The following is a 20,492-nucleotide window of genomic DNA, read 5'->3' as shown; positions in this document are numbered from 1 at the left end:
ATGACCGCCGCGCCGCTGATCGCCGTGGCCCTGGTCTCGGCCGCCGCGCTGGCCTACGAGATCCTGCTGATGCGACTGTTCTCGATCATCCTGTGGCACCACTTCGCCTACATGATCATCAGCCTCGCGCTGCTCGGCTGGGGTGCCAGCGGCGCCTTGCTGACCCTGGCGCAGCACGCGGTCCAGCAGCGATTCGCGCCGCTGTTCTGCGCCGCCGCCGCGGCTTTCGGGCTCACTGCGGTCGGCTGCTTCGTGGTGGCCCAGCGCGTGCCGTTCAACCCGCTCGAGATCCTCTGGGACCCGCGCCAGCCGGCCTACCTGCTGGCCGTCTACCTGCTGCTCCTGCTGCCCTTCCTGTGCGCCGGCGCCTGCGTGTGCATGACCCTGCAACGCTTTCGCGGCGAGCTGTCGCGCATCTACAGCGTCGACATCCTCGGTGCCGGCGCGGGAAGCCTGGGGATCGTGGCGCTGCTCTTCGTGCTGTCGCCGGCCGACGCATTGCAGCTGGTCGGCGCGCTGGGGTGCGTCGCGGCGGCAGTCGGGTGGATCGAATGCGGCGGGCGGCGGCGCTGGCCGGTGCTCGCCATGGTGGCGCTCGCCGGCGCAGTCCTGCTGCTGCCCGCGGCGTGGCTGGCGCCCGTCATGTCGCCCTACAAGGAGTTGTCGCAGACCCTGCGCATCCCCGGCGCCCGGGTGGTGGCGCAGCGGTCGAGCCCGCTGGGCCTCGTGAGCGTGGTCGAGAGCCCGCGCATTCCGCTGCGCCACGCGCCCGGCCTGAGCCTCACTGCATCGACCGAGCCACCGCCGCAATGGGGCGTCTTCACCGACGGCGAAGGACTCAACGCGCTGACGCGCTTCGACGGCCGGCGCAGCTCCCTGGCGCACCTGGACCAGATCAGCTCCGCGCTGCCCTATCACCTGCTGCGGCAGCCGCGCGTGCTGGTGCTGGGCGCCGGCGCCGGGGCGGACGTGCTGCAGGCGCACTATCACGGCGCACGCCGCATCGACGCGGTGGAGTTGAATCCCCAGGTCGTCGAACTGGTGCAGGGCCGGTTCGCGGCCGCGGCAGGCGGTGTCTACGGGCCGATGGCGCGCGTGCACGTGGCCGAGGCGCGCGGCTTCGTTGCCGCCAGCCACGACCGCTACGACCTCATCCAGGTGGCGCTGCTCGATTCCTTCAGTGCGTCCTCGGCCGGCCTCTACGCGCTCGCCGAGAACTATCTCTACACGGTCGAGGCCTTGCAGGACGACCTGCGCCACCTGCAGCCCGGCGGCCTGCTGGCGGTCACGCGCTGGGTCACGCTGCCGCCGCGCGATGCACTCAAGCTCTTCGCCGCCGCAGTGGTGGCGCTGGAGCGATCGGGCATCGCCGACCCCGGCTCGCGGCTGGCGTTGATACGAAGCTGGAAGACCAGCACGCTGCTGGTCAAGAACGGCGCGTGGACCCCCGAGGACATCGCTGCGATCAAGGGCTTCTGCGTCGCCCGCTCCTTCGATGTGGCCTTCTACCCCGGCATGCGGCGCGACGAGGCGAATCGCTTCAACGTGGTCGAAGGCCCGGACCTGTTCGACGGCGCGCAGGCGCTGCTGGGTCCGGACCGCGACGCGTTCATGGCGCGCTACAAGTTCCACATCGAACCGGCCACCGACGACAAGCCGCACTTCTTCCACTTCTTCAAGTGGCGTTCGCTGCCGGAGCTCCTCTCGCTCAAGGGGCAGGGTGGCCTGCCGCTGCTCGAATGGGGCTATCCGGTGCTGGTTGCAACGCTGGCGCAGGCGGTGGTCGCGAGCCTGCTGCTGATCGGGCTGCCGCTGGCCTGGGTCGCGCGGACGGGCGCGCCGCACGGTCGGGGCGTGCCAAGCACCGGATCGCGTGGGCGCGTGCTGGCCTACTTCCTGGCGATCGGCTTCGGCTTCATGTTCATCGAGATCGCGTTCATCCAGAAGTTCGTCCTGTTCCTGAGCCATCCGCTGTATGCGATCGCCGTCGTGCTGTTCGCGTTCCTGCTGTTCGCCGGCATCGGCAGCCGCGTGTCGGGTCGGCTGAAGGGGTCTCCGGTGCCGGCGGTGGTGGGCGCCATCGCCGTGTCGGCGGCGCTGTGCCTGCTCCTGCTGCCCTGGCTCTTCCAGCACGCGATGGGCCTCCCCGACGCGGTGCGAATCCTGATCTCGGCGGCGCTCATCGCCCCGCTGGCATTCTTCATGGGCATGCCCTTTCCCCTCGGCCTCGCCAGGGTGGAGGCCGCCGATGCCCGGCTCATTCCCTGGGCCTGGGGCATCAACGGCTGCGCCTCCGTCACCGCGGCGGTGCTGGCCACCTTGCTCGCGATCCATATCGGATTCACTGCCGTGGTGATGGCGGCGCTGGCGATGTATGGGGTGGCGGCCGCGGCGCGCCCCTGACGCCCCGGGCCTGGGCACAGACACGATGCGCGCGAATCCGGGGTTGACAGCGCATCGCCTTCGCCGAAGGATGACGATTCGCCGTCGAATCACCGAACCGGGCCTGGATGAAACCTGCTGCGATCATGCTTTGGCTCGCCACCGCCTGCGTGATCGCGCTGGCAGCGCCCGCCATGTTCCAGGACCGTCTGCTCTACTACCCCGCCCGGGCGCCAGCCGCCGAGATGGAGTCCGCCGGCCTCGCCGCCTGGCCGGCCGAGGGCGACTTTCGCGGTCTGGTGGCGGAACCGGAAGGCCCCGCGCGCGGCACCGCCCTCGTGTTCCACGGCAATGCAGGCCATGCCGGGCATCGCGGCTACTACGCCGCGGCGCTCGCCCGCCTCGGCCTGCGCGTGATCCTGGCCGAATACCCGGCCTACGGTCCGCGCGACGGTGCGTTGGGCGAGCGCAGCCTGGTCGAGGATGCCGAGCAGACCATCGCGCTGGCCCATCGGCTGCACGGCGCGCCGGTGCTGCTCATCGGCGAATCGCTGGGCGCCGGCGTGGCGGCCGCGGCGGCCGATCGGCAACGCGACCACGTCGCGGCCCTGATGCTCATCACGCCGTGGGACAGGCTCGAACACGTCGCGGCCCACCACTATCCGTGGCTGCCGGTGACGTGGTTGCTGCGCGATCGCTACGACAGCGCCGCCCACCTGGCATCCATCGGCCGCCCCGTGCTGGTGGTGGTCGCCGAGCGTGACCGGATCGTTCCTGCCCGCTTCGGCACGGCGCTGTACGAGGCGCTGCCCGGTCCCAAGCGGCTCGAGGTGGTGCGGACCGCCGACCACAACGACTGGATCCGATACGTGGACGAGGCCTGGTGGCGCAGCGCCATCGGGTTCCTGCTCGGCGAGCCCGCGCCACGCTGAGGGCAAGGCGCCGAAACGATCCCGACGGCGGCCGACGCGGAATTGGAGAAATCCCTCCGGGACGTGACAATGGGCTCCGACGCGTGGGCGAAAGCCCGGCACAACGACGAAAGGGACGTCATGAGCAGTTCCATGGTCAATCGCGAAGGATCGCTCGGCGAGCGCGATCCGCGTCAAGCTCATCCAACCAGACCCGCGGTCCGCGGAGGCGGCACCGCCAGGCGCGTGGCAAGCGCCCTTGCCTGCGCCGCCGCGCTGGCCCTGTCGGGGTGCTACTACTACGGCTACCCCGTGCCCGGCATGGCGCCGGCCAGCTTCGACCGCTCCTTCTCCGCAGCCGCGGGCGCGATGCGCGACCAGGGGCTGACCATCAGCGTCGAGGACCACCGCGGCGGGACCATCGTCGGCCAACTCGGAGCGGGCACGGTGACGGCCACCGTCCGCCAGCAGGCAGACGGCAGCGTGCGCGTACAGTTCGACGCCACGGGCGCGCGCGATCCGGCGCTGATCGATCGCGTTTCGCGCGGCTACGACGCCCGCATGGGACGCTGAGCACTCTTGCCCAGGGCAAGGTCGACGGGGCGGCCCGCACCCCGGCATCAGGTCGCGTTCACGGTTCGCTTCGGTTCCATCGTCTTGGGCACGCCACGCTAGCCTTCGACGATGACATCGACGCGCTTCTCCCGCACGGCCTGCACGAACGCCCGATAGTCGCTGCGGTTCTGGTCGCCGTACTCGACCGAGAACTCACCGATGGCGTCGTCGAAGGTCTGCCCCGAACCCATGTAGCCGTGGATCATCGCGGCATCACCCGAACGAGCGTGCGCGCGGGCCAGCGCGTGAGCGCACATGCGCCCATATTGCCGCAACACGCCCGTGTCCCAATCCTCGATGACCGCGGACATCTTCATGTCGCGAAGCTGGCGCACATAGTAGTCACGGCCGTTCATTCCCCGGGTCCATCCGAGGAACACGTCGCTCGCCGCCTGCATCATGCGCTGGCCCATCACGACGCGCTGGCCGTGGTTCGAGTAGCGGCTCTTCCCCGCATAGGCCTCGAGCACCGAGGGGCGTGCCTCCTTCACCTGCAGGAACAGCGGGTCGTCGTCGGCCGCCATGAACAGTGCGACAGCACACATGGTGCCGACACTGCCCACGCCGACCACCTTGATGGCCAGGTCGAAGAAATGAAACCGGTCGAACAGCGTCCGCGTCTGCTCGGGCAAGCTCTCTCTGTAGGAGGCGATCGCTTCGGCATACCCCGACTCCAGGCCGAGGGCCTGTTCGCCGGTCGGATGGAAGATCAGCGGCGGCTCGTCCTTGATCCTCGGCGTGGCGCCCTCGTGCGAAACCAGCTTCGGGTACAGATGGTCGGGGACACTCTTGCGTCGTTCTGCTTCGATCCGATCTGCCATCCGCTTGCGGATTCTCTGCAGGAGTTCCGGATCGACCGACCGATCCGCGTAGCGCTGCAGATCGATCTTGTCGTACCAGACATCGAGGGCCCGCATGGACGCGTAGTCGGCCATCCGTTCGCGATACTCGCGCGCGATATCCGTCGCTACGCGTGCCGCATCGCTGTCGGGAAGTCGCAGATGCCGCGCCGCAATCACCACGCTCGCAACAAGCCTCTTGAGATCCCACTCCCAGGGGGCCGGCAGCGTCTCGTCGAGATCATTGATGTCGAAGATCACGTTGCGCTCCGGTGTCGCGAAGCCGCCGAAGTTCATCAGGTGGGCATCGCCGCACGCCTGCACCCGGATCCCGCTGCTCGGTGTCGTGCCGAGGTCCGCGGCCATCAGTGCGGCAGCGCCGCGGTAGAAGGCGAACGGCGACGCAGACATGCGCCCGAAGCGAATCGGGACCAGGTCCATCATGCGGCCCTCGTTGGTCTCGACCAGGAGCTCGATCGGATCGCGCCGGTCCTTCGGCGCCTTCCACCCCGCATGCGCCGCGCGCGGCACCTTGTCGCGCAACGCCTTTCCCTTGGAGCGCCGCTCCTCGACGGACGTGTAAGGCGTTGCCGTTCGAGGCGATGCGTTCGCGCGCTCGTTCTTGCCGGTCTTGGCCATGACAGTGCTCCTGGCGGTTGATTCTTCTAGGCTGTCGCAGGCCCTGCCGCGAGCTCTTCGAGACCTGCACGGGGCCTTCCTTCGGCATCGGCGCGTTGACCACCACACTTCAGAACCCAACCGAAATCCTAAGGCCGAGTCGCACGCCTGAATTGCGCCAGATCAATGTTACGAAGTCGAAATCCCCGGGTCACGGCCGAGCCCGCTTCGGGGCCCTCCGAGCAGGGCGATGACTCCATCGGCATCAAGTGTCAATCTGTGTTTGCTGTTTTGTTGATTGATCAAGAGTGACCGCCTCTGATCGTCCGTGAGGCAGCCCCGGACAATCGACCGACCGGGGGCGTCGAGCTTGACTGAACGCAGGAAAGAGGGGTCGCTGGTTCAATTCGGCGACTGACCGCGCGGCTGCGGCCTCATCGCCCACAGGCCTAGGCATCGATGCGGCGCCAGGGCGTGGCGCGCCGCTCGGCCCAGGCCAGGCCGCCATAGAGCACGATGCCGAGGATCGCCAGCATGAACACCGCCGCGAACACCCGAGGCGTGTCGAAGGTCCCCTGCGCGCTCAGGATCACATAGCCGAGGCCGCGCTGCGACGCGACGAACTCGCCCACGATGGCGCCCACCAGCGACAGCGAGATCGCCACCTTCATGCCCGTCAGGATGGAGGGCAGCGCGCACGGCAGCCTGACCTTGAAGAAGAAGTCGAGCGTCGACCCCTTCAGCACGGTGCCGAGGTCCAGCACGTCCTGCGGCACCGAGCGCAGCCCGTGCACCGCGTCGACGATCACCGCGAAGACCGCGATCAGGAAGGCGATCGCGATCTTGGGCTCGGAGCCGGTGCCGAGCCAGATCACGAACAGCGGCGCGATGGCCACCTTGGGCACGCTGTTCAGGGCCACGATCAGCGGGTAGATCGCATGCTCGAACCAGCGCGACCCCACCAGCAGCATCGCCAGCGCCACGCCGACCAGCACCGACAGCACGAAGCCGCCGAGCGTGGTCAGCAGGGTGTAGAGCGCGTGGTCCAGGTACCAGCGCCACTCGCCGGCGAGCTCGCCGAGGATCGCGGTCGGCGGCGGCAGCGTCACCGGCCGCACGTGCAGCACCCGCACCAGCACTTCCCAGACCGCGAGGAAGGCGACGATCGACAGCGCGCCCAGCAGCCATTGCCTGGCCTTGGCCATCCACGGGTTCATCAGGCAGCCTCCTCGAGGGCGTGGGCGGGCTCTTCGTTGATCAGCCCCATGTCGTGGAACAGGTCGCGGATGCGCCCCGTGTAGGCGCCGAACTGCGCCGTCTCGCGCACCGCCAGACGGCGCGGCCGCGGCAGGTCGACCTCGATGATGTCGGCGATGCGGCCCGGCCGGGGCGAGAAGACCACCACCCGGTCGGCGAGGAACACCGCCTCCGAGATCCCGTGCGTCACGAACATCACGGTGTTGCGGGTCTCGAGCCAGATGCGCTGCAGCTCGACGTTCATCTGGTCGCGCGTCAGGGCATCGAGGGCGCCAAAGGGCTCGTCCATCAGCAGCAGGCCCGGCTGGTCGATCAGCGCACGGCAGATCGCGGCCCGCTGCCGCATGCCGCCCGACAGCTCGCGCGGATAGCGGTCGCCGAAGTCCGAGAGGCCGGTCAGCTTCAGCAGCTGCGCCATGGCCGCGCGGTAGGCCTGGGTCGGCTTGCGGGCGAACTCGATCGGCAGCAGGATGTTGCGCTCGATGGTCCGCCATTCGAGCAGCGCGTCGCGCTGGAACACCATGCCCAGGTGGTCGGGCGGCCCCGCCACCGGTCGGCCGTCGACGCTGAGCGTTCCGGCCGTCACCGGCTCCAGGCCGGCGACGCAGCGCAGGAAGGTGCTCTTGCCGCAGCCGCTGGGCCCGAGGATGCTGACGAACTCGCCCGGCCGGATGTCCAGCGAGATCCCGTCCAGCGCGGTCAGCGCGCGCTCCCCGGGGTAGACCTTGCGGACGCCGTCCGCGTGGATCGCCGCAGCGCTCATTGAGCACCTCCGCGCAGCAGCGCTGCGGTATTCGCCTTGGGAGCGGCCCGGCGGCTCATTGAGCACCTCCGCGCAGCAGCGCTCCGGTATTCGCCTTGGGAGCGGCCCGGCGGCTCATTGAGCACCTCCGCGCAGCACCACCGGCCGCACCAGGCCCGGCACGAAGAAGTCTTTGCCGTCCTTGATCGACTTGATCAGGCCGGCATCGGTCAGCGTCTTCACCGCGATCGTCCAATCCGCAGCCACGGGAACGCCGATCGGCTGGCCGGCCGCCGCCGGCGACTGGAAGAAGGGCCGCAGCGCGTCGATCTGCGCCCGCACCACCTTCTTGTCGAGCTTGGCCTGCGGCCGCTGCGCGACGATGGCCTCCACCGCTTCGTCCTCGTGGCCGTTCAGCACGTAGGCCCACGAAGCCGCCACGACACTCGCGAACTTGCCGATGGCCGGACCGCGCGCCTTGAGCTTGTCCTCGGTGGCGAACAGCCCGAAGCTCGGCATGTTGAGTTGGTAGTCGGCGAAGCGGATCGCATCCGAAGGCCGCGTCAGCGACACCACGGGCAGGAAGAACGGGATGGTCGAGAACGCCGCGTCGGTGCGGCCCGCGGCATAGGTGGCGGCCTTGCCCGCGGCATCGACGCCGACCAGTTCCAGGTCGCTGCGCTTCAGGCCGCCGGCGGCTAGGAAGGCGTCGATGAACGGCGCCTCCAGCGAGCCCGCGGTGTAGGCGACCTTCTTGCCCTTCAGGTCCTTGGGGCCCTGGATGCCGCCGTCCTTCGGCACCAGCAGGCCGACGTCGCTGAGCCGCGCGAAGACCGCGACCGCCTTCACCGGCACGCCCTTGTCGCGCGCGATCATCATCGAGGCCAGCGCCGCGTGGCCGACATCGAACTGGTCGCCGCCGCCGACCAGCTGCACCGTGGTCACCGAGCCGTTGCCGTCCTCGAGGCTGACGTCGAGCCCGGCCGCGTTGAACCAGCCCTTCTGCTGGGCCAGGTGCACCGCGGCATGCACGCCCCAGGGCGTCCAGTCGAGCCGGACCTTCAGCTTCTCGGGGGCCTGGGCGCAGGCCGCGGCCATCGCGCCGAGGCCGATGCAGCACGCGAGCGCTGCGCGAAGAGTTCTAGCAAGCGAGCCATTCATCATCGTTCTCTCCAAAATCAAAAAGACCAATCAACGGACAAAGCTGCGCCCTCGGCGCGAATCCTTCGAAGCGCGCCGGGATGCCGGGAAACACGAGAAGACTGCGGGCTAGTCGCCGGCTCCGAACCAGCGGCGGATGCGCGACCACAGAACGCCGAGGCCCATGCTGAAGGCATTCAGGCGCGCCGGCGGCAAGGGGGCTTCGCCCGCGCGCGCAGGGTCCATGCGCAGCGCCACGTTCTTGCCGAACTCCTGGATCAGGCGGCCGACGAAGTCCTTGACCAGGCCCGAACGCGAGAACTGCGCCAGCGGGCCTTGCAGCGAATAGAGCAGGTCGACGTCGACCCGGGTCGCGCTCGGCGACACCTCCGTCAGGCGGTAGGCGACGTCGCCGTTGGCGCGCGACTGGCTCAGCGAGTCCTGGCCCGCGCCCTTCAGCACCGCGCTGCGCGTGCTGTCGTCGCGGTCGAGCCGCGCGGCGCCGTTGAAGCTGGCCGACATCGGCCCGAACTTGATCGCCACCCGGCCCTTCACGCGGTCGCCGGCGTGTTCGGTCAGTTCGGCGCCCGGCAGGCAGGCGGCGACGGCCGGCAGGTCGGCCATGAAGCGCCAGACCTCGGCGGCCGGGAACGGCACCGAGAACTGGCCCTGGATGCGGGTGCCGTTGGCCGAAGCCGCATCCGTCGACGCCGGCTCGCCGCGCGGTGCCGCAGCCACCGCGGCGACGCCGGTGTCCGCGGCCTCGAAGGCCGCGAAGCCCGGCGCAGTGGCGATCGGCGACGCCTTGCAGCCCTGGGCCTGCAGCGCTTCGCGCATCGACGCGATGCCGGCGTGGCCGCCGTCGCGGCATTGGTCGAGCACGTCGCGAATGGCCGCCACGATGCCCACGTAGCCGGTGCAGCGGCACAGGTTGCCCGACAGCTCGAGCCGGACCCGGGCCTCGTCCGCATCGGGGAAACGCAGCACGATGTCGCGTGCGGTGGCGAGCATGCCGGGCGTGCAGTAGCCGCACTGCAGCGCATGGTGGCGCGAGAACGCCGGGCGCAGCAGCGCCATCACCGGGTCGTGGTCGTAGCCCTCGACCGTGGTCACCTTCCGGCCGTCGCAGGCCACCGCAAAAGCGATGCACGAGCGCACTGGCCGGTCGTCGACCAGCACCGTGCAGGCACCGCAGACGCCGTGCTCGCAGCCCAGGTGGGTGCCGGTCTGGCGGCCTTCTTCGCGCACGAAGTCGGCGAGGTGCATGCGCGCGGGCACGTCGCGATGCAGCGCGCGGCCGTTGAGTTCGACGGCGATGGTCGTCATGTGCAAAGCTCCGGAATGAAGATCTGGTGCAGGCAGCGCTCGACCGCCGCGACCCTCAGTTTGCGATCGACCGCATCCTTGCCCGGCAGCGCCGCGGCAACGGCCGATCGAAGGGTTTCGCGCGACGGCATGGCGGCGGTCCGCGCCACCTCCGCGGCAAGGGCCGGCAAGGCTTGCGGCGCGCCATCGAGCGCGCCGAGCACGATGCGCGCGAGCTTGCGCGAGGGATCGAACACCGCCGCGCAGCTGGCCTCCGCGAACTCGCCGGTCTTGCGGCAGAACTTGAAATAGCCCCAGCGCGCCGCCATGCCCAGCTTGGGAACAAGAACTGCCGACAGCACGTCGCCCTCGGCCAGTTCGGTGGTGTAGGCGCCATGCATGAAGCGCTCCATGGTCACGCGGCGGGTGCCGGCCGGCGAGGCGATCTCGATCTGGGCGCCCAGGGCGGCCATCGCCAGCACCCAGTCGGCCGCCGGGTCGGCATGCGCGAGGCTGCCGCCGAGCGTGCCGCGGTTGCGGATCGCGCGGTAGGCGATGCCGGCGGCCACCGACTGCAGCAGGCCGTCGCGCAGCAAGGGGTGCACGCCGTCCTCGATCTCGGCATGCGTCACGGCCGCGCCGATGCGCAGCAGGTCGCCTTCGGCCGTGACCTGTCGCAGCTCGCCGAGCGAGGAGACGTCGACCACCTGTTTCGGCCGCGCCAGGCGCAGGTTCAGCATCGGCCCGAGGGATTGGCCGCCGCCCATCACCTTGGCGGCGCCGCCGGCGTCGGCCAAGGCACGCAAGGCGTCCTGCAGCGTCGCGGGGCGTTGGTATTCGAAGCTCGCGGCTTTCATCTGGCGTTCCTCATGCAGCCTTCTTTTTCTTCTCGACGACCTGCGCCGCCTCGATCGCCTCCAGCAGGCGGCGGGGTGTCAACGGGGTCTGAGACACTTCAGCGCCCAGTGGCCGCAGGGCGTCGTTCACCGCGTTGAAAATGGCGGCCGGCGGCGCGATCGCCCCACCCTCGCCCATCCCCTTGGCGCCGAACTCGGTGTGCGGCGACGGGGTCTCGAAGTGGTGGATGCGCATGGCCGGCACCTCGGTCGCGCCCGGCAGCATGTAGTCGGCCAGCGTGGAGGCGAGCGGCTGGCCGTTGCGGTCGTAGGGCGTCTCCTCGTAGAGCGCGGTGCCGATGCCCTGCGCCACGCCGCCATAGGTCTGGCCCTCGACCACCATCGGGTTGATCATGGTGCCGCAGTCCTCGACGATCACGTAGTCCAGGATCTCGACGTGCCCGGTCTCGGGGTCGACCGCCACCGTCACCGCATGGGTCGCGTAGGTGAAGGCGCCGGTGTCGACCTTGGGCTTGAAGCCGGTCGTCACCTCGAGCCCGGCCGGGTCGACGTCGGGCGGCAGGCGGTCGGGGCGCAGGTACCAGGCCTGCGCCACCTCGGCCACCGAGACGCTCCGCTCGCCGGCCGCGATGCGCCCGCCGGCGAGCACGACCGTCTCCGGCGTGCTGCCCAGCAGGTGGGCGCCGATATGCCGGATGCGCGGGGCCAGCGCCTTGCAGGCGCGCGCCACCGCGCCGCCGGACATCACCAGCGAGCGCGACGCATAGGTGCCGGTGGAGAACGGCGTCTGCCCGGTGTCGCCGTGCACCAGCTTCATGTGGGCGATGTCGACGCCGAGGATCTCGTGCGCGATCTGGGCGAAGGTGGTCTCCATGCCCTGGCCGTGCGAATGCACGCCGACGCGGATCTCGAGTCCGCCGTCGGGCGTGATCCGCACCGTCGCCGAATCGAAGCCAGGGATCACCGGCGTGCCCCAGGACGCGAACACCGAGGTGCCGTGCGCCGACTGCTCGGTGTAGGTGGCGAAGCCGACGCCGATCAGCCGGCCATCCGGCTGCGTCTCGCCCTGGCGCCGCCGCACGGCATCGACGCCGATCATGTCGCGCGCCTTGACCAGACTGGCCGGATAGTCGCCGCTGTCGAAGTGCTTGTTGGCGACATTGACATAGGGCATGGCCGAGGCCGGTACCAGGTTCTCAAGCCGGACCTCCCACGGCTCGCGGCCGACCGCGCGGGCGATGGCGTCGAGCGTGAGCTCCATCGCGAAGCAGACCCCGGTGCGCGCCACGCCGCGGTAGGGCACGAAGCCGGGCTTGTTGGTGGCGACGCACTCGGTCACGCAACGGTAGCCGCGGAAGGCATAGGGACCTGGCAGGTTGCCCACCGCCTGGCCGGGTTCGAGCCCGATCGTGAACGGCCACACGGAATAGGCGCCGCCGTCGATCGTGATGCGGGCGTCGAGCGCGAGCAGGCGGCCTCGCGCATCGGCGTAGGCGGTCATCTGGTAGCTGTGCTCGCGCGTGTTGGCGCCGGCGATCAGGTGCTCGCGCCGGTCCTCGAGGTAGCGGAAGGGCCTGCGGTAGGTCTTGGCCAGCCAGGCCACGCAGAGCTCTTCCTGCTGCAGCACGCACTTGTAGCCGAAGGCGCCGCCGACGTCGGGCGAGATCACCCGCACCCGCCCCTGCTCGAGGCCCAGGCATTCGGCCAGCACGGTGCGGATCATGTGCGGCACCTGGGTGGCGCTCACCACCACCAGCTGGTCGGCCTGGTGGTCCCAGTAGGCCAGCACGGCCTTGCCTTCCATCGGCACCATGCATTGGCGGGCCAGCGAGACCTCGCGCCGCACCACCAGCGAGGCCTGGGCGGCATGCGCCTCGAACTCCTTGTCGGCGTGCAGCGTCACGAAGGTGTTGTCGCGCCATTGCGGGTGGATCAGTTCGCCGGTGGCGGCGCGCGCGCTGTCGGCGTCGGCGTAGACCGGGAGCTCGTCGTACTCGATCTCGATCTGCTCGGCCAGGTCTTCGGCCTCGGCGCGCGTGCGGGCGAACACCATCGCCACCGGCTCGCCGACGAAGCGGACCTTGCCCGAAGCCAGCGGCGGCTGCGCCGACGGCTGGTAGGTGGGCAGCGTGGAGTCGGCCACGATGTCGCGCGCATCGGGCATCGACGCGCGCAGCACGACGCGCTCGGCGCCCGCTTCGGGCAGCCGGGCCGAGACGATGCTGGCGTGCGCCAGCGGGCTGCGCAGGAAGGCGACCTCGCTGAGTTCCGGCAGGCTCATGTCGGCGACGAACTGGCCCTTGCCGTGCAGGTGGCGCGCGTCTTCCTTGCGCAGCACGCGCGCGCCCACGCCTTGCGCGTCCGGGTCGCCGGTGTGATGGGGGTGAGTGGTGTCCATGCTCAAGGCTTCCTGCTGTCGAACGGCGAGGGGGCGTCGTCGCCCGGGTAGGCCGACGGGCTGCCTTCGCCCTGGTGCGGCATCTCGATCTTGATCGTGTCGAGGTCGATTTTCGCCGCCTTGTGAACATTGCCGGTCACCATGCCCGGGAAGGCGATCACCAGCCCGACCATCGCCAGCTGGATCAGCACGAACGGGATCGCACCGCGGTAGATGTCGCTGGTCAGCACCTCCTTCGGCGCCACCGAACGCAGGTAGAACAGCGCGAAGCCGAACGGCGGATGCATGAAGGAAGTCTGCATGTTGACCGCCAGCAGCACGCCGAGCCAGATCAGGTCGATGCCCATCTTGTCGGCGACCGGCGCGATCAGCGGCACGATGATGAAGGCCAGCTCGAAGAAGTCGAGGAAGAAGGCCAGCAGGAAGACCATCAGGTTGACCACGATCAGGAAGCCCAGTTGCCCCCCCGGCAGGTGCAGCAGCAGGTGCTCGACCCAGAGATCGCCGTCGACGCCGCGGAACACCAGGCCGAAGACGGTCGCACCGACCAGGATGAAGATCGCGAAGCAGGTCAGCTTGGCGGTCTTGTCCATCGCCTGGCGCAGCAGCGGCAGCGAGAGCTTGCGCCGGCCGAGCGCCAGCAGCAGTGCGCCGGCCGCGCCCATGGCGCCGCCCTCGGTCGGGGTCGCGATGCCCAGGAAGATGGTGCCGAGCACCAGGAAGATCAGCACCAGCGGCGGCACCAGCGTCGTCAGGACCCTGAACGCCAGCGCGCCGCCGCGCAGCGTGCGCGCTTCCGGCGGCAGCGCGGGCGCCGCCTCCGGCTTGACGATCGAGTAGACGAAGACATAGACCGCGTACAGGCCGGTGAGCACCAGCCCCGGCACCAGCGCGCCGGCGTACATGTCGCCGACCGACTTGCCCATCTGGTCGGCCAGCACGATCAGCACCAGCGACGGCGGGATGATCTGGGCCAGCGTGCCGGAGGCGGCGATCACGCCGCTGGCGAGCCGCTTGTCGTAGCCGTAGCGCAGCATGATCGGCAGCGAGATCAGGCCCATCGAGATCACCGAGGCCGCGACCACGCCGGTGGTGGCGGCGAGCAGGCCGCCGACGAAGATCACCGCGTAGGCGAGGCCGCCGCGCACCGGACCGAACACCTGGCCGATGGTGTCGAGCAGGTCCTCCGCCATGCCGCTGCGCTCGAGGATCAGCCCCATGAAGGTAAAGAACGGGATCGCCAGCAGCGTCTCGTTGAACATGATGCCGAAGACGCGTTCGGGCAGGGCCTGGAACAGGGAGGGCTCGATCAGTCCGAGCGCGATGCCGACGAGGCCGAAGATCAGCCCGTTGGCGCCGACGGCGAAGGCCACCGGGTAGCCGATCAGCAGCAGCAGCACCAGGCACGCGAACATGATCGGCGCCATGTAGGTGGTCAGGAATTCAATCATCGTGGGTCCGGGGGGTCAGGGGGTGCGGCCGCATCAGGCCGCATTCGGCGCGCCGAGCTTGTCGTCGAGGCCACGCAGTTCGGCCACGTCCTTGATCACTTCGGAGACCCCCTGCAGCAGCAGCAGGGCGAAGCCGACCGGGATCAGCAGCTTCACCGGCCAGCGGATCAGGCCGCCGGCGTTGGAGGAGACTTCGCCGCTGGTGTACGCATCGACGAACGGCGCCCAGGACAGCACCAGGATCAACAGGGTCATCGGCGCGAGGAAGAAGAGCGTGCCGAAGATCTCGACCCACAGTTGCTTTCGCCGCGAGAGCCGCGAATGGATCAGGTCGACGCGCACGTGCTCCTTGTTGAGCAGGGTGTAGCCGGCGCAGAGCAGGAACACCGCCGCGAACAGGTACCACTGGATCTCCAGCAGCGAATTCGAGCTCATGTTGAAGGCCTTGCGGACCACCGCATTGCCGCTGCTGATCAGCACCGCGACCAGGATGAGCCAATACGATGCCTTGCCGACGGCCGTGTTCAGGGCGTCGATCAGGCGCGAAGCGCGCAGCAGCGAGTTCATGGCGATGAGTTCCTTCGGCCCGATCAGCCCTTGTTCTTCGCGAGTTCAGCGAAGGTGAAGTTGTCGAGCGCGCTCTCGGCCACGCGGAACCAGCTCGCCTCGTTCTGGCGGAACTGCTGCCACTTGGGAAAGATCGCCTTGAACTCGGGGTTCTTGGCCGACAGCTCGCCCCACAGTTCTTCGGAGGCCTTGAACGCCGCGACCATCACGTCTCTCGGGAAGTAGGACAGCTTGGCGCCCTGCCCGATCAGCTTCTTGAGCGCGTCGGGATTGCGGGCGTCGTAGTCGGCCAGCATCTTCATGGTCTCTTCGGAGCAGGCGCATTCGAAAGCCGCCTTGTAGGAAGCGGGCAGCGCGGCCCAGGCCTTCTCGTTGACCATCGAGGTGATCGAGGCGCTGCCCTCCCACCAGCCGGGCGCGTAGTAATGCTGGGCCACGCGCTGCAGGCCGAGCTTCTCGTCGTCGTAGGGGCCGATCCATTCGGCGGCGTCGATGGTGCCCTTCTCGAGCGCCGAGTAGATGTCCGACGCCGGTATCTGCTGCGGCACCGTGCCCAGCTTCTCGAGCACCATGCCGCCGATGCCTCCGATGCGCATCTTCAGGCCCTGCAGGTCGGCCACCGACTTGATCTCCTTGCGATAGAAGCCGCCCATCTGCACGCCGACGTTGCCGCTGACGAAGTTGACGATGCCGTATTTCCTGTACATCGCGCGCACCAGCGGCATGCCGCCGCCGAAGTGCATCCAGGCGTTGTGCTGGCGCGCGTTCAGGCCGAAGGCCAGGCCGGTGTCGAAGGCGATCGCGGTGTCCTTGCCGATGAAGGCCGAGGCCAGCACGTGGTTGCACTCGATGGTGCCGTTGCTCACCGCCTCCATGTTCTGCGCCGGCGGCACGATCTCGCCGCCCGCGAACGGACGAATCTCGAACCGGCCCTCGGTCAGTTCGGACACCCGCTTGCACAGGCGATCGGCCGAACCATAGATGGTGTCCAGGCTCTTGGGCCAGCTGGTGGACATGCGCCACTTGACGGTCGGAGCGGTCTGGGCGATGGCAGGAACCGCGAGCGTGGCGAGGCCCGCCAGCGCTCCGGTCTTCTCGAAAAAGCGGCGTCTTTGCATGAATAACTCCTGGGATGTGGGGCAGAGAATCGTCAGTATGCTGAGTTGATTATTCCGTGTCAACGACATTTTCTTCGTGTTTTCCCGTGCACCAGAACGTCGGCTTCCAGTGCTTGTTTCGGTGCATCACATAGGGAATTCGCACTGAATAAGTGCAAACCCTGTGTCTTCGAAGCGAAACTGAAAAACGCTTGCGCCCTTCAAATATTATTCAGTACACTGACGATATCAATTCAGTGTACGTTTCAAAGGACGCCTCATGGCCTGGATCAGAATCGCTGCCGCGAGTCAGTTGCAAGACGACGAAGTCATGCCGATCGCGCTGGGAGAGACACAGCTCGCGCTGTTCCGCAGCGGCGGCGAATTCCACGTGACGGACAACGTCTGTACGCACCAGTACGCGCTGCTGTCCGATGGCTACGTGGAGGACGGCTGCGTCGAGTGCCCGTTGCACCAGGCGCGTTTCGACCTGCGCACCGGCGCGGCCATGTGCGCGCCCGCCACCCAGCCGATCCGGATCTATCCGGTGCGGGTCGAGGACGGCGACGTCCTGGTCGATGCCTGAGAGCGCGGCCATGACCGACGAAGCGCCTTTCCTGATCATCGGCGCCGGCCAGGCCGGCGCGACGGCCGCCGCCGCGCTGCGCACGCTCGGCCATCGGGGCCGCATCGTGATGGTCGGCGACGAATCTTCGCCGCCCTACGAGCGCCCGCCGCTCACCAAGGCGGTGCTGGCCGATGCCGCGATGGACGGCCGCATCGGCATCCATCCCGCGGGCTTCCACGACGCCCAGGCGATCGAGTTGCGGCTCGGCGTCGGCATCGCGTCGCTCGATGCCGAGCGCGGGCTGGCGCACTGCAGCGACGGGCAGGTGCTGCCCTTCAGCCGCTGCCTGATCGCCACCGGCGGGCGGGCGCGCACGCTGCCCTCGCTGCCGCCAGGCACGCCGCATGTGCACTATGTGCGGACGCTGGCCGATGCGCAGGCGCTGCGCGCTGCGATGGCCGGCCGGTCCGCGCTGACCGTGCTCGGCGCCGGCTTCCTTGGCCTCGAAGCGGCCGCCACCGCGCGCGCCGCGGGCCTCGAGGTGACCGTCATCGAAGCCGCCGCCCGCGTGCTGCCGCGCGCGGTGCCACCCGAGTTTTCGGGCTGGCTCGCGCAGCGCGTGCGCGGCGCGGGCGTCGACCTCCGGCTCGGCCGCAGCTGCGTCTCGATCGCGCCGAACACGGACGGCATGGCCCTGCGGCTGGACGACGGCAGCGCCCTCCATGCGCCGCTTTTGGTGGTCGCGATCGGGCAGACACCCGAGGTCGCCTTGGCCGAGGGCTGCGGCCTTGAACTGCATCCGCAGAACGGCGGCATCCGCATCGATGCGCAATGCCGCACCAGCGCACCGAACATCTACGCCGCCGGCGACTGCGCGAGCCAGGTCCAGCCGCTGGTCGGCGAAGAGATCCGCCTCGAATCCTGGCAGAGCGCCAACGAGCAGGCCCGCGTCGCCGCCGCGGCGATGCTCGGCGTGCCGACCGAGGCCGCCGCGACGCCCTGGTTCTGGACCGACCAGTTCGGCTGCAACATCCAGATGCTCGGGCTGCCCGCCGCGGCCGCCGCCTATCACCTGCGCGGCGAGGCCGCGATCGACGGCACGCCGAAGTTCCTGCTGCTCGGCGTCGATGCGGCCGGCCGCCTCGTGCACGCGATCGGCGTCAACGCCGGCGGCGACCTGCGGCCGCTTCGAAGCCTGGTCGAACAGCGCATCGCCTGCGACCCCGCGCGGCTGCGCGACACCTCGATTCCCCCGCGGCAACTGGTGCGCGACGCACTGGCCGCCGCGGCCAGCCCCTCACTCTCCTGACTGGATCCCGCCATGTACAGCACCCATGCGGTCATCAACCGCACCCCCAGCACCAAGGACGCCGAGCTCGCCGCCTGCAAGTGGCCCGAGGACGCGGCGAACTTCATTCCCGACTGGGTCTACACCAGCGAGGCCGTGTACGACGAGGAGATGGAGAAGATCTTTCGCGGCCGCTCCTGGAACTTCGTCGCCCTCGAGGCCGAGGTGCCGAACACGGGGGACTTCAAGCGTTCCTATGTCGGCGCCACGCCGGTGGTGGTGTCGCGCGCGGCGGACGGCTCGATCAACGTCTTCGAGAACCGCTGCGCCCACCGCGGCGCCGAGTTCTGCCGCCACAGCCAGGGCAACGCGACCGAGTTCGTCTGCCCCTACCACCAGTGGTCCTACGACCTCAAGGGCAACCTGCAGGGCGTGCCCTTCAAGCGCGGCGTGAACCGCCAGGGCGGGATGCCGAAGGACTTCCGCAACGAGGACCACGGCCTGCGCAAGCTGCACGTCGCGACCCGCAACGGCGTGGTCTTCGCCTCCTATGCGAGCGACATGGAGTCGCTCGAGGACTACATGACGCCCGAGATCCTGAAGGACTTCGACGTCGTCTTCAACGGCAAGCGCCTGAAGGTGCACGGCTACTACAAGAACGAGCTGCCGTGCAACTGGAAGATGTACCACGAGAACCTCAAGGACCCCTACCACGCGACGCTGCTGCATTCCTTCCTGGTCGTCTTCGGCCTGCTGGTCGCGGRCAACGACGCCGCGATGATCGCCGACCCGGTGCACGGCCGCCACGGCACCATGGCCTCGGCCAAGAAGGAGGACAAGTACGCCGCGATCAGCGACGAGAACAAGAAGGAGATGCGCTCGTACCACGAGGGCATGCGCCTGCGCGACGACCGCTTCCTGGACTTCGTCAAGGAGTTCGATTCGCCCTGGTCGGTGACCATGCAGACCATCTGGCCCAACCTGATCGTGCAGCGCGAGATGAACACGCTGGGCGTGCGGCAGATCGTGCCCAACGGCCCCAACAGCATGCTGATGCTGTGGACCATGTTCGGCTACGAGGACGACACCGAGGAGATGACGCAGCACCGGCTGCGCCAGGGCAACCTGATGGGCCCGGCCGGCTTCCTCGGCCTGGAAGACAACGAGGCGATGAAGTTCGTGCAGGAGGGCGTGCGCCGGTCCAGCACCGAGACCAATGTGCTCAAGCTCGACGCCGGCAACGTCGGCAGCTCCACCTCGCTGATCTCGGAAGCCGCGATCCGCGCCATGTACGGCTACTACCGCGAAGTGATGGGGTTCTGAAGCCATGAAAGCAACGACCCAGTCCCTGTTCCGCGAACGCCGCATCGAGCCGGCGCGCGCCACCGCGCTGCGCCACGAGATCGAAGACTTCAACGCCGAGTACTGCGCGGTGCTCGATGCCGGCCAGGTCGAGGCCTGGCCCGCGTTCTTCGCCGCCGACGGCCTCTACCGCGTGACCGCGCGCGAGAACGCCGAACTCGGCATGCCGGTCGGCCTGGTGTATGCGCAGGGGCGCAACATGATGCACGACCGCGCGGTGGCGATCGCCAAGACGCAGATGTTCGCGCCGCGCTACAACCTGCACCTGGTGACCAACACGCGCGTCACCGCCGAATCGGAGGCCGGCGAGGTGCAGGCGCAGGCCAACTTCCTGCTGCTGCAGACCCTGGTCGAGGGCCCGAGCACGGTGCACATGGCGGGCACCTACTACGACCGCTTCGTGCGCGTCGACGGCCGGCTGCTGCTGCAGGAGCGCCAGGCCATCTACGACACCACGATCATCGCCAACGACCTGGTCTACCCGCTGTGAGCACGCCGGCTCGCCACGCCTCAGATGGCGCGCAGCACCGTGCGGCTGTACTGGTTGTTGGCCTCGACCAGGATCTTCATGAGGTCCATCAGCATCGTGCGCTCGGCCGGACGCAAGGGCGCCAGCAGGCGCTCCTGCGCGCGTGCCATGTCGCCGCGCAGCGAGTCCACCACCGTCTGTCCCTCGGCCGTCAGGCGCACGTGGCGGGTGCGCTTGTCCGACGGGTTGGGCCGGCGCTCGACCAGCCCGCGGTCCTCGAGCCGCTTGACCACGTCGGCGGTGGTCGTGCGGTCGAGGCCGACCTCCTGGCCCAGCGAGGTCTGGTCCAGATCGGGCAGCACCGAGACGGCCGTGAGGATCGCGTACTGGACCGGCGTGACGTTCTGCGACTTGCACTCCTCGAAGAACATCGCGACGTGGATCTGGTGCAGCCGGCGCACCAGGAATCCGGGCCGCGCGAAGAGAAGTTCCTTGGCGGGGTCGACCGTGGTCATGTGGATGTCCGAAGCCTCGACCGCGGGCTCCTGACCGGACTGACGCTTCTTCGACGACACCTGGATCCCCCATTTGTTAGCACACTGATGATTGTATAGACGCCGTGCCGC

Annotated in this window: 18 protein-coding genes; 7 read left to right on the top strand and 11 right to left on the bottom strand. The window is 68.9% G+C overall.

Features of this window, described 5'->3' with window-relative positions; all coding sequences use genetic code 11:
- The 3 genes from AB4Z46_RS10845 to AB4Z46_RS10835 all read left to right on the top strand — a co-directional run bounded on the left by AB4Z46_RS10845 (position 1) and on the right by AB4Z46_RS10835 (position 3,866).
- Positions 1-2,403 (top strand): SAM-dependent methyltransferase, encoded by a 2,403-nt coding sequence (locus AB4Z46_RS10845; RefSeq protein ID WP_442283494.1) that lies wholly within the window; start codon positions 1-3, stop codon positions 2,401-2,403.
- 107 nt (positions 2,404-2,510) lie between these two features.
- Positions 2,511-3,314, top strand: a complete 804-nt coding sequence (locus AB4Z46_RS10840) for an alpha/beta hydrolase (protein WP_442283493.1) — start codon at positions 2,511-2,513, stop codon at positions 3,312-3,314.
- A 120-nt stretch (positions 3,315-3,434) separates the two neighbouring features.
- On the top strand, positions 3,435-3,866 hold the full coding sequence (locus AB4Z46_RS10835) for a hypothetical protein (protein ID WP_442283492.1): 432 nt from the start codon (positions 3,435-3,437) through the stop codon (positions 3,864-3,866).
- 98 nt (positions 3,867-3,964) lie between these two features.
- Here AB4Z46_RS10835 and AB4Z46_RS10830 read toward each other — a convergent pair whose 3' ends face one another.
- The 10 genes from AB4Z46_RS10830 to AB4Z46_RS10785 all read right to left on the bottom strand — a co-directional run bounded on the left by AB4Z46_RS10830 (position 3,965) and on the right by AB4Z46_RS10785 (position 16,200).
- Positions 3,965-5,386, bottom strand: a complete 1,422-nt coding sequence (locus AB4Z46_RS10830) for a DUF2252 domain-containing protein (RefSeq protein ID WP_442283491.1) — start codon at positions 5,384-5,386, stop codon at positions 3,965-3,967.
- Positions 5,387-5,814: 428 nt separating this feature from the next.
- A complete protein-coding gene (locus AB4Z46_RS10825; protein WP_442283490.1) occupies positions 5,815-6,582 on the bottom strand; it encodes an ABC transporter permease in 768 nt (255 codons plus the stop codon).
- Positions 6,582-7,385 (bottom strand): ABC transporter ATP-binding protein, encoded by an 804-nt coding sequence (locus AB4Z46_RS10820; RefSeq protein WP_442283489.1) that lies wholly within the window; start codon positions 7,383-7,385, stop codon positions 6,582-6,584. The genes AB4Z46_RS10825 and AB4Z46_RS10820 overlap by 1 nt, the downstream gene beginning before the upstream one ends.
- A gap of 114 nt (positions 7,386-7,499) precedes the next feature.
- Entirely contained in the window at positions 7,500-8,462 is a 963-nt protein-coding gene (locus AB4Z46_RS10815) for an ABC transporter substrate-binding protein (protein WP_442283549.1), read from the bottom strand.
- 171 nt (positions 8,463-8,633) lie between these two features.
- Entirely contained in the window at positions 8,634-9,836 is a 1,203-nt protein-coding gene (locus tag AB4Z46_RS10810) for a xanthine dehydrogenase family Fe-S subunit (protein ID WP_442283488.1), read from the bottom strand.
- Positions 9,827-10,666, bottom strand: coding sequence for an FAD binding domain-containing protein (locus AB4Z46_RS10805; RefSeq protein ID WP_442283487.1), 840 nt, complete (start codon positions 10,664-10,666; stop codon positions 9,827-9,829). Before AB4Z46_RS10805 ends, AB4Z46_RS10810 begins: the two co-directional genes overlap by 10 nt.
- 10 nt (positions 10,667-10,676) lie before the next feature.
- The gene (locus tag AB4Z46_RS10800; protein ID WP_442283486.1) at positions 10,677-13,064 is read right to left on the bottom strand and encodes a xanthine dehydrogenase family protein molybdopterin-binding subunit; all 2,388 of its coding nucleotides are present in this window, start codon (positions 13,062-13,064) and stop codon (positions 10,677-10,679) included.
- 2 nt (positions 13,065-13,066) lie between these two features.
- Entirely contained in the window at positions 13,067-14,515 is a 1,449-nt protein-coding gene (locus AB4Z46_RS10795) for a TRAP transporter large permease (RefSeq protein ID WP_442283485.1), read from the bottom strand.
- A gap of 33 nt (positions 14,516-14,548) precedes the next feature.
- Positions 14,549-15,082 carry a TRAP transporter small permease subunit gene (locus AB4Z46_RS10790; RefSeq protein ID WP_442283484.1) on the bottom strand — a complete coding sequence of 178 codons (534 nt, stop codon included), beginning with the start codon at positions 15,080-15,082 and terminating at the stop codon, positions 14,549-14,551.
- 23 nt (positions 15,083-15,105) lie between these two features.
- Entirely contained in the window at positions 15,106-16,200 is a 1,095-nt protein-coding gene (locus AB4Z46_RS10785; protein ID WP_442283483.1) for a TRAP transporter substrate-binding protein, read from the bottom strand.
- 259 nt (positions 16,201-16,459) lie between these two features.
- Between AB4Z46_RS10785 and AB4Z46_RS10780 the strand changes: the two genes are divergently transcribed.
- From AB4Z46_RS10780 to AB4Z46_RS10765, 4 genes are read left to right on the top strand one after another with little or no spacing between them, the layout of a single operon-like run.
- Positions 16,460-16,765 (top strand): non-heme iron oxygenase ferredoxin subunit, encoded by a 306-nt coding sequence (locus AB4Z46_RS10780; RefSeq protein ID WP_442283482.1) that lies wholly within the window; start codon positions 16,460-16,462, stop codon positions 16,763-16,765.
- Positions 16,766-16,775: 10 nt separating this feature from the next.
- The gene (locus AB4Z46_RS10775) at positions 16,776-18,056 is read left to right on the top strand and encodes an NAD(P)/FAD-dependent oxidoreductase (RefSeq protein ID WP_442283481.1); all 1,281 of its coding nucleotides are present in this window, start codon (positions 16,776-16,778) and stop codon (positions 18,054-18,056) included.
- 12 nt (positions 18,057-18,068) lie between these two features.
- Positions 18,069-19,358, top strand: a complete 1,290-nt coding sequence (locus AB4Z46_RS10770) for an aromatic ring-hydroxylating dioxygenase subunit alpha (RefSeq protein ID WP_442283480.1) — start codon at positions 18,069-18,071, stop codon at positions 19,356-19,358.
- Positions 19,359-19,362: 4 nt separating this feature from the next.
- Positions 19,363-19,887, top strand: a complete 525-nt coding sequence (locus AB4Z46_RS10765) for an aromatic-ring-hydroxylating dioxygenase subunit beta (protein ID WP_442283479.1) — start codon at positions 19,363-19,365, stop codon at positions 19,885-19,887.
- Positions 19,888-19,907: 20 nt separating this feature from the next.
- Here the strand turns inward: AB4Z46_RS10765 and AB4Z46_RS10760 are convergent, their stop codons facing one another.
- Complete coding sequence (locus tag AB4Z46_RS10760; protein WP_442283478.1) at positions 19,908-20,381, bottom strand: MarR family winged helix-turn-helix transcriptional regulator; 474 nt, start codon at positions 20,379-20,381, stop codon at positions 19,908-19,910.
- Positions 20,382-20,492: the final 111 nt, after the last annotated feature.

This window comes from Variovorax sp. M-6, assembly GCF_052114385.1.
Taxonomy (GTDB): Bacteria; Pseudomonadota; Gammaproteobacteria; order Burkholderiales; family Burkholderiaceae_C; genus Variovorax.
This window is presented reverse-complemented; position numbering and strand designations above follow the sequence as displayed.

What these genes read in the sequence shown, in the direction of transcription:
- AB4Z46_RS10785 (WP_442283483.1), bottom strand. Translation starts at nt 16,200, where the DNA reads ATGCAAAGACGCCGCTTTTTCGAGAAGACCGGAGCGCTGGCGGGCCTC.
- AB4Z46_RS10795 (WP_442283485.1), bottom strand. Translation starts at nt 14,515, where the DNA reads ATGATTGAATTCCTGACCACCTACATGGCGCCGATCATGTTCGCGTGC.
- AB4Z46_RS10815 (WP_442283549.1), bottom strand. Translation starts at nt 8,462, where the DNA reads ATGGCCGCGGCCTGCGCCCAGGCCCCCGAGAAGCTGAAGGTCCGGCTC.
- AB4Z46_RS10830 (WP_442283491.1), bottom strand. Translation starts at nt 5,386, where the DNA reads ATGGCCAAGACCGGCAAGAACGAGCGCGCGAACGCATCGCCTCGAACG.
- AB4Z46_RS10790 (WP_442283484.1), bottom strand. Translation starts at nt 15,082, where the DNA reads ATGAACTCGCTGCTGCGCGCTTCGCGCCTGATCGACGCCCTGAACACG.
- AB4Z46_RS10805 (WP_442283487.1), bottom strand. Translation starts at nt 10,666, where the DNA reads ATGAAAGCCGCGAGCTTCGAATACCAACGCCCCGCGACGCTGCAGGAC.
- AB4Z46_RS10760 (WP_442283478.1), bottom strand. Translation starts at nt 20,381, where the DNA reads ATGACCACGGTCGACCCCGCCAAGGAACTTCTCTTCGCGCGGCCCGGA.
- AB4Z46_RS10800 (WP_442283486.1), bottom strand. Translation starts at nt 13,064, where the DNA reads ATGGACACCACTCACCCCCATCACACCGGCGACCCGGACGCGCAAGGC.
- AB4Z46_RS10820 (WP_442283489.1), bottom strand. Translation starts at nt 7,385, where the DNA reads ATGAGCGCTGCGGCGATCCACGCGGACGGCGTCCGCAAGGTCTACCCC.
- AB4Z46_RS10840 (WP_442283493.1), top strand. Translation starts at nt 2,511, where the DNA reads ATGAAACCTGCTGCGATCATGCTTTGGCTCGCCACCGCCTGCGTGATC.
- AB4Z46_RS10825 (WP_442283490.1), bottom strand. Translation starts at nt 6,582, where the DNA reads ATGAACCCGTGGATGGCCAAGGCCAGGCAATGGCTGCTGGGCGCGCTG.
- AB4Z46_RS10780 (WP_442283482.1), top strand. Translation starts at nt 16,460, where the DNA reads ATGGCCTGGATCAGAATCGCTGCCGCGAGTCAGTTGCAAGACGACGAA.
- AB4Z46_RS10775 (WP_442283481.1), top strand. Translation starts at nt 16,776, where the DNA reads ATGACCGACGAAGCGCCTTTCCTGATCATCGGCGCCGGCCAGGCCGGC.
- AB4Z46_RS10835 (WP_442283492.1), top strand. Translation starts at nt 3,435, where the DNA reads ATGAGCAGTTCCATGGTCAATCGCGAAGGATCGCTCGGCGAGCGCGAT.
- AB4Z46_RS10845 (WP_442283494.1), top strand. Translation starts at nt 1, where the DNA reads ATGACCGCCGCGCCGCTGATCGCCGTGGCCCTGGTCTCGGCCGCCGCG.
- AB4Z46_RS10765 (WP_442283479.1), top strand. Translation starts at nt 19,363, where the DNA reads ATGAAAGCAACGACCCAGTCCCTGTTCCGCGAACGCCGCATCGAGCCG.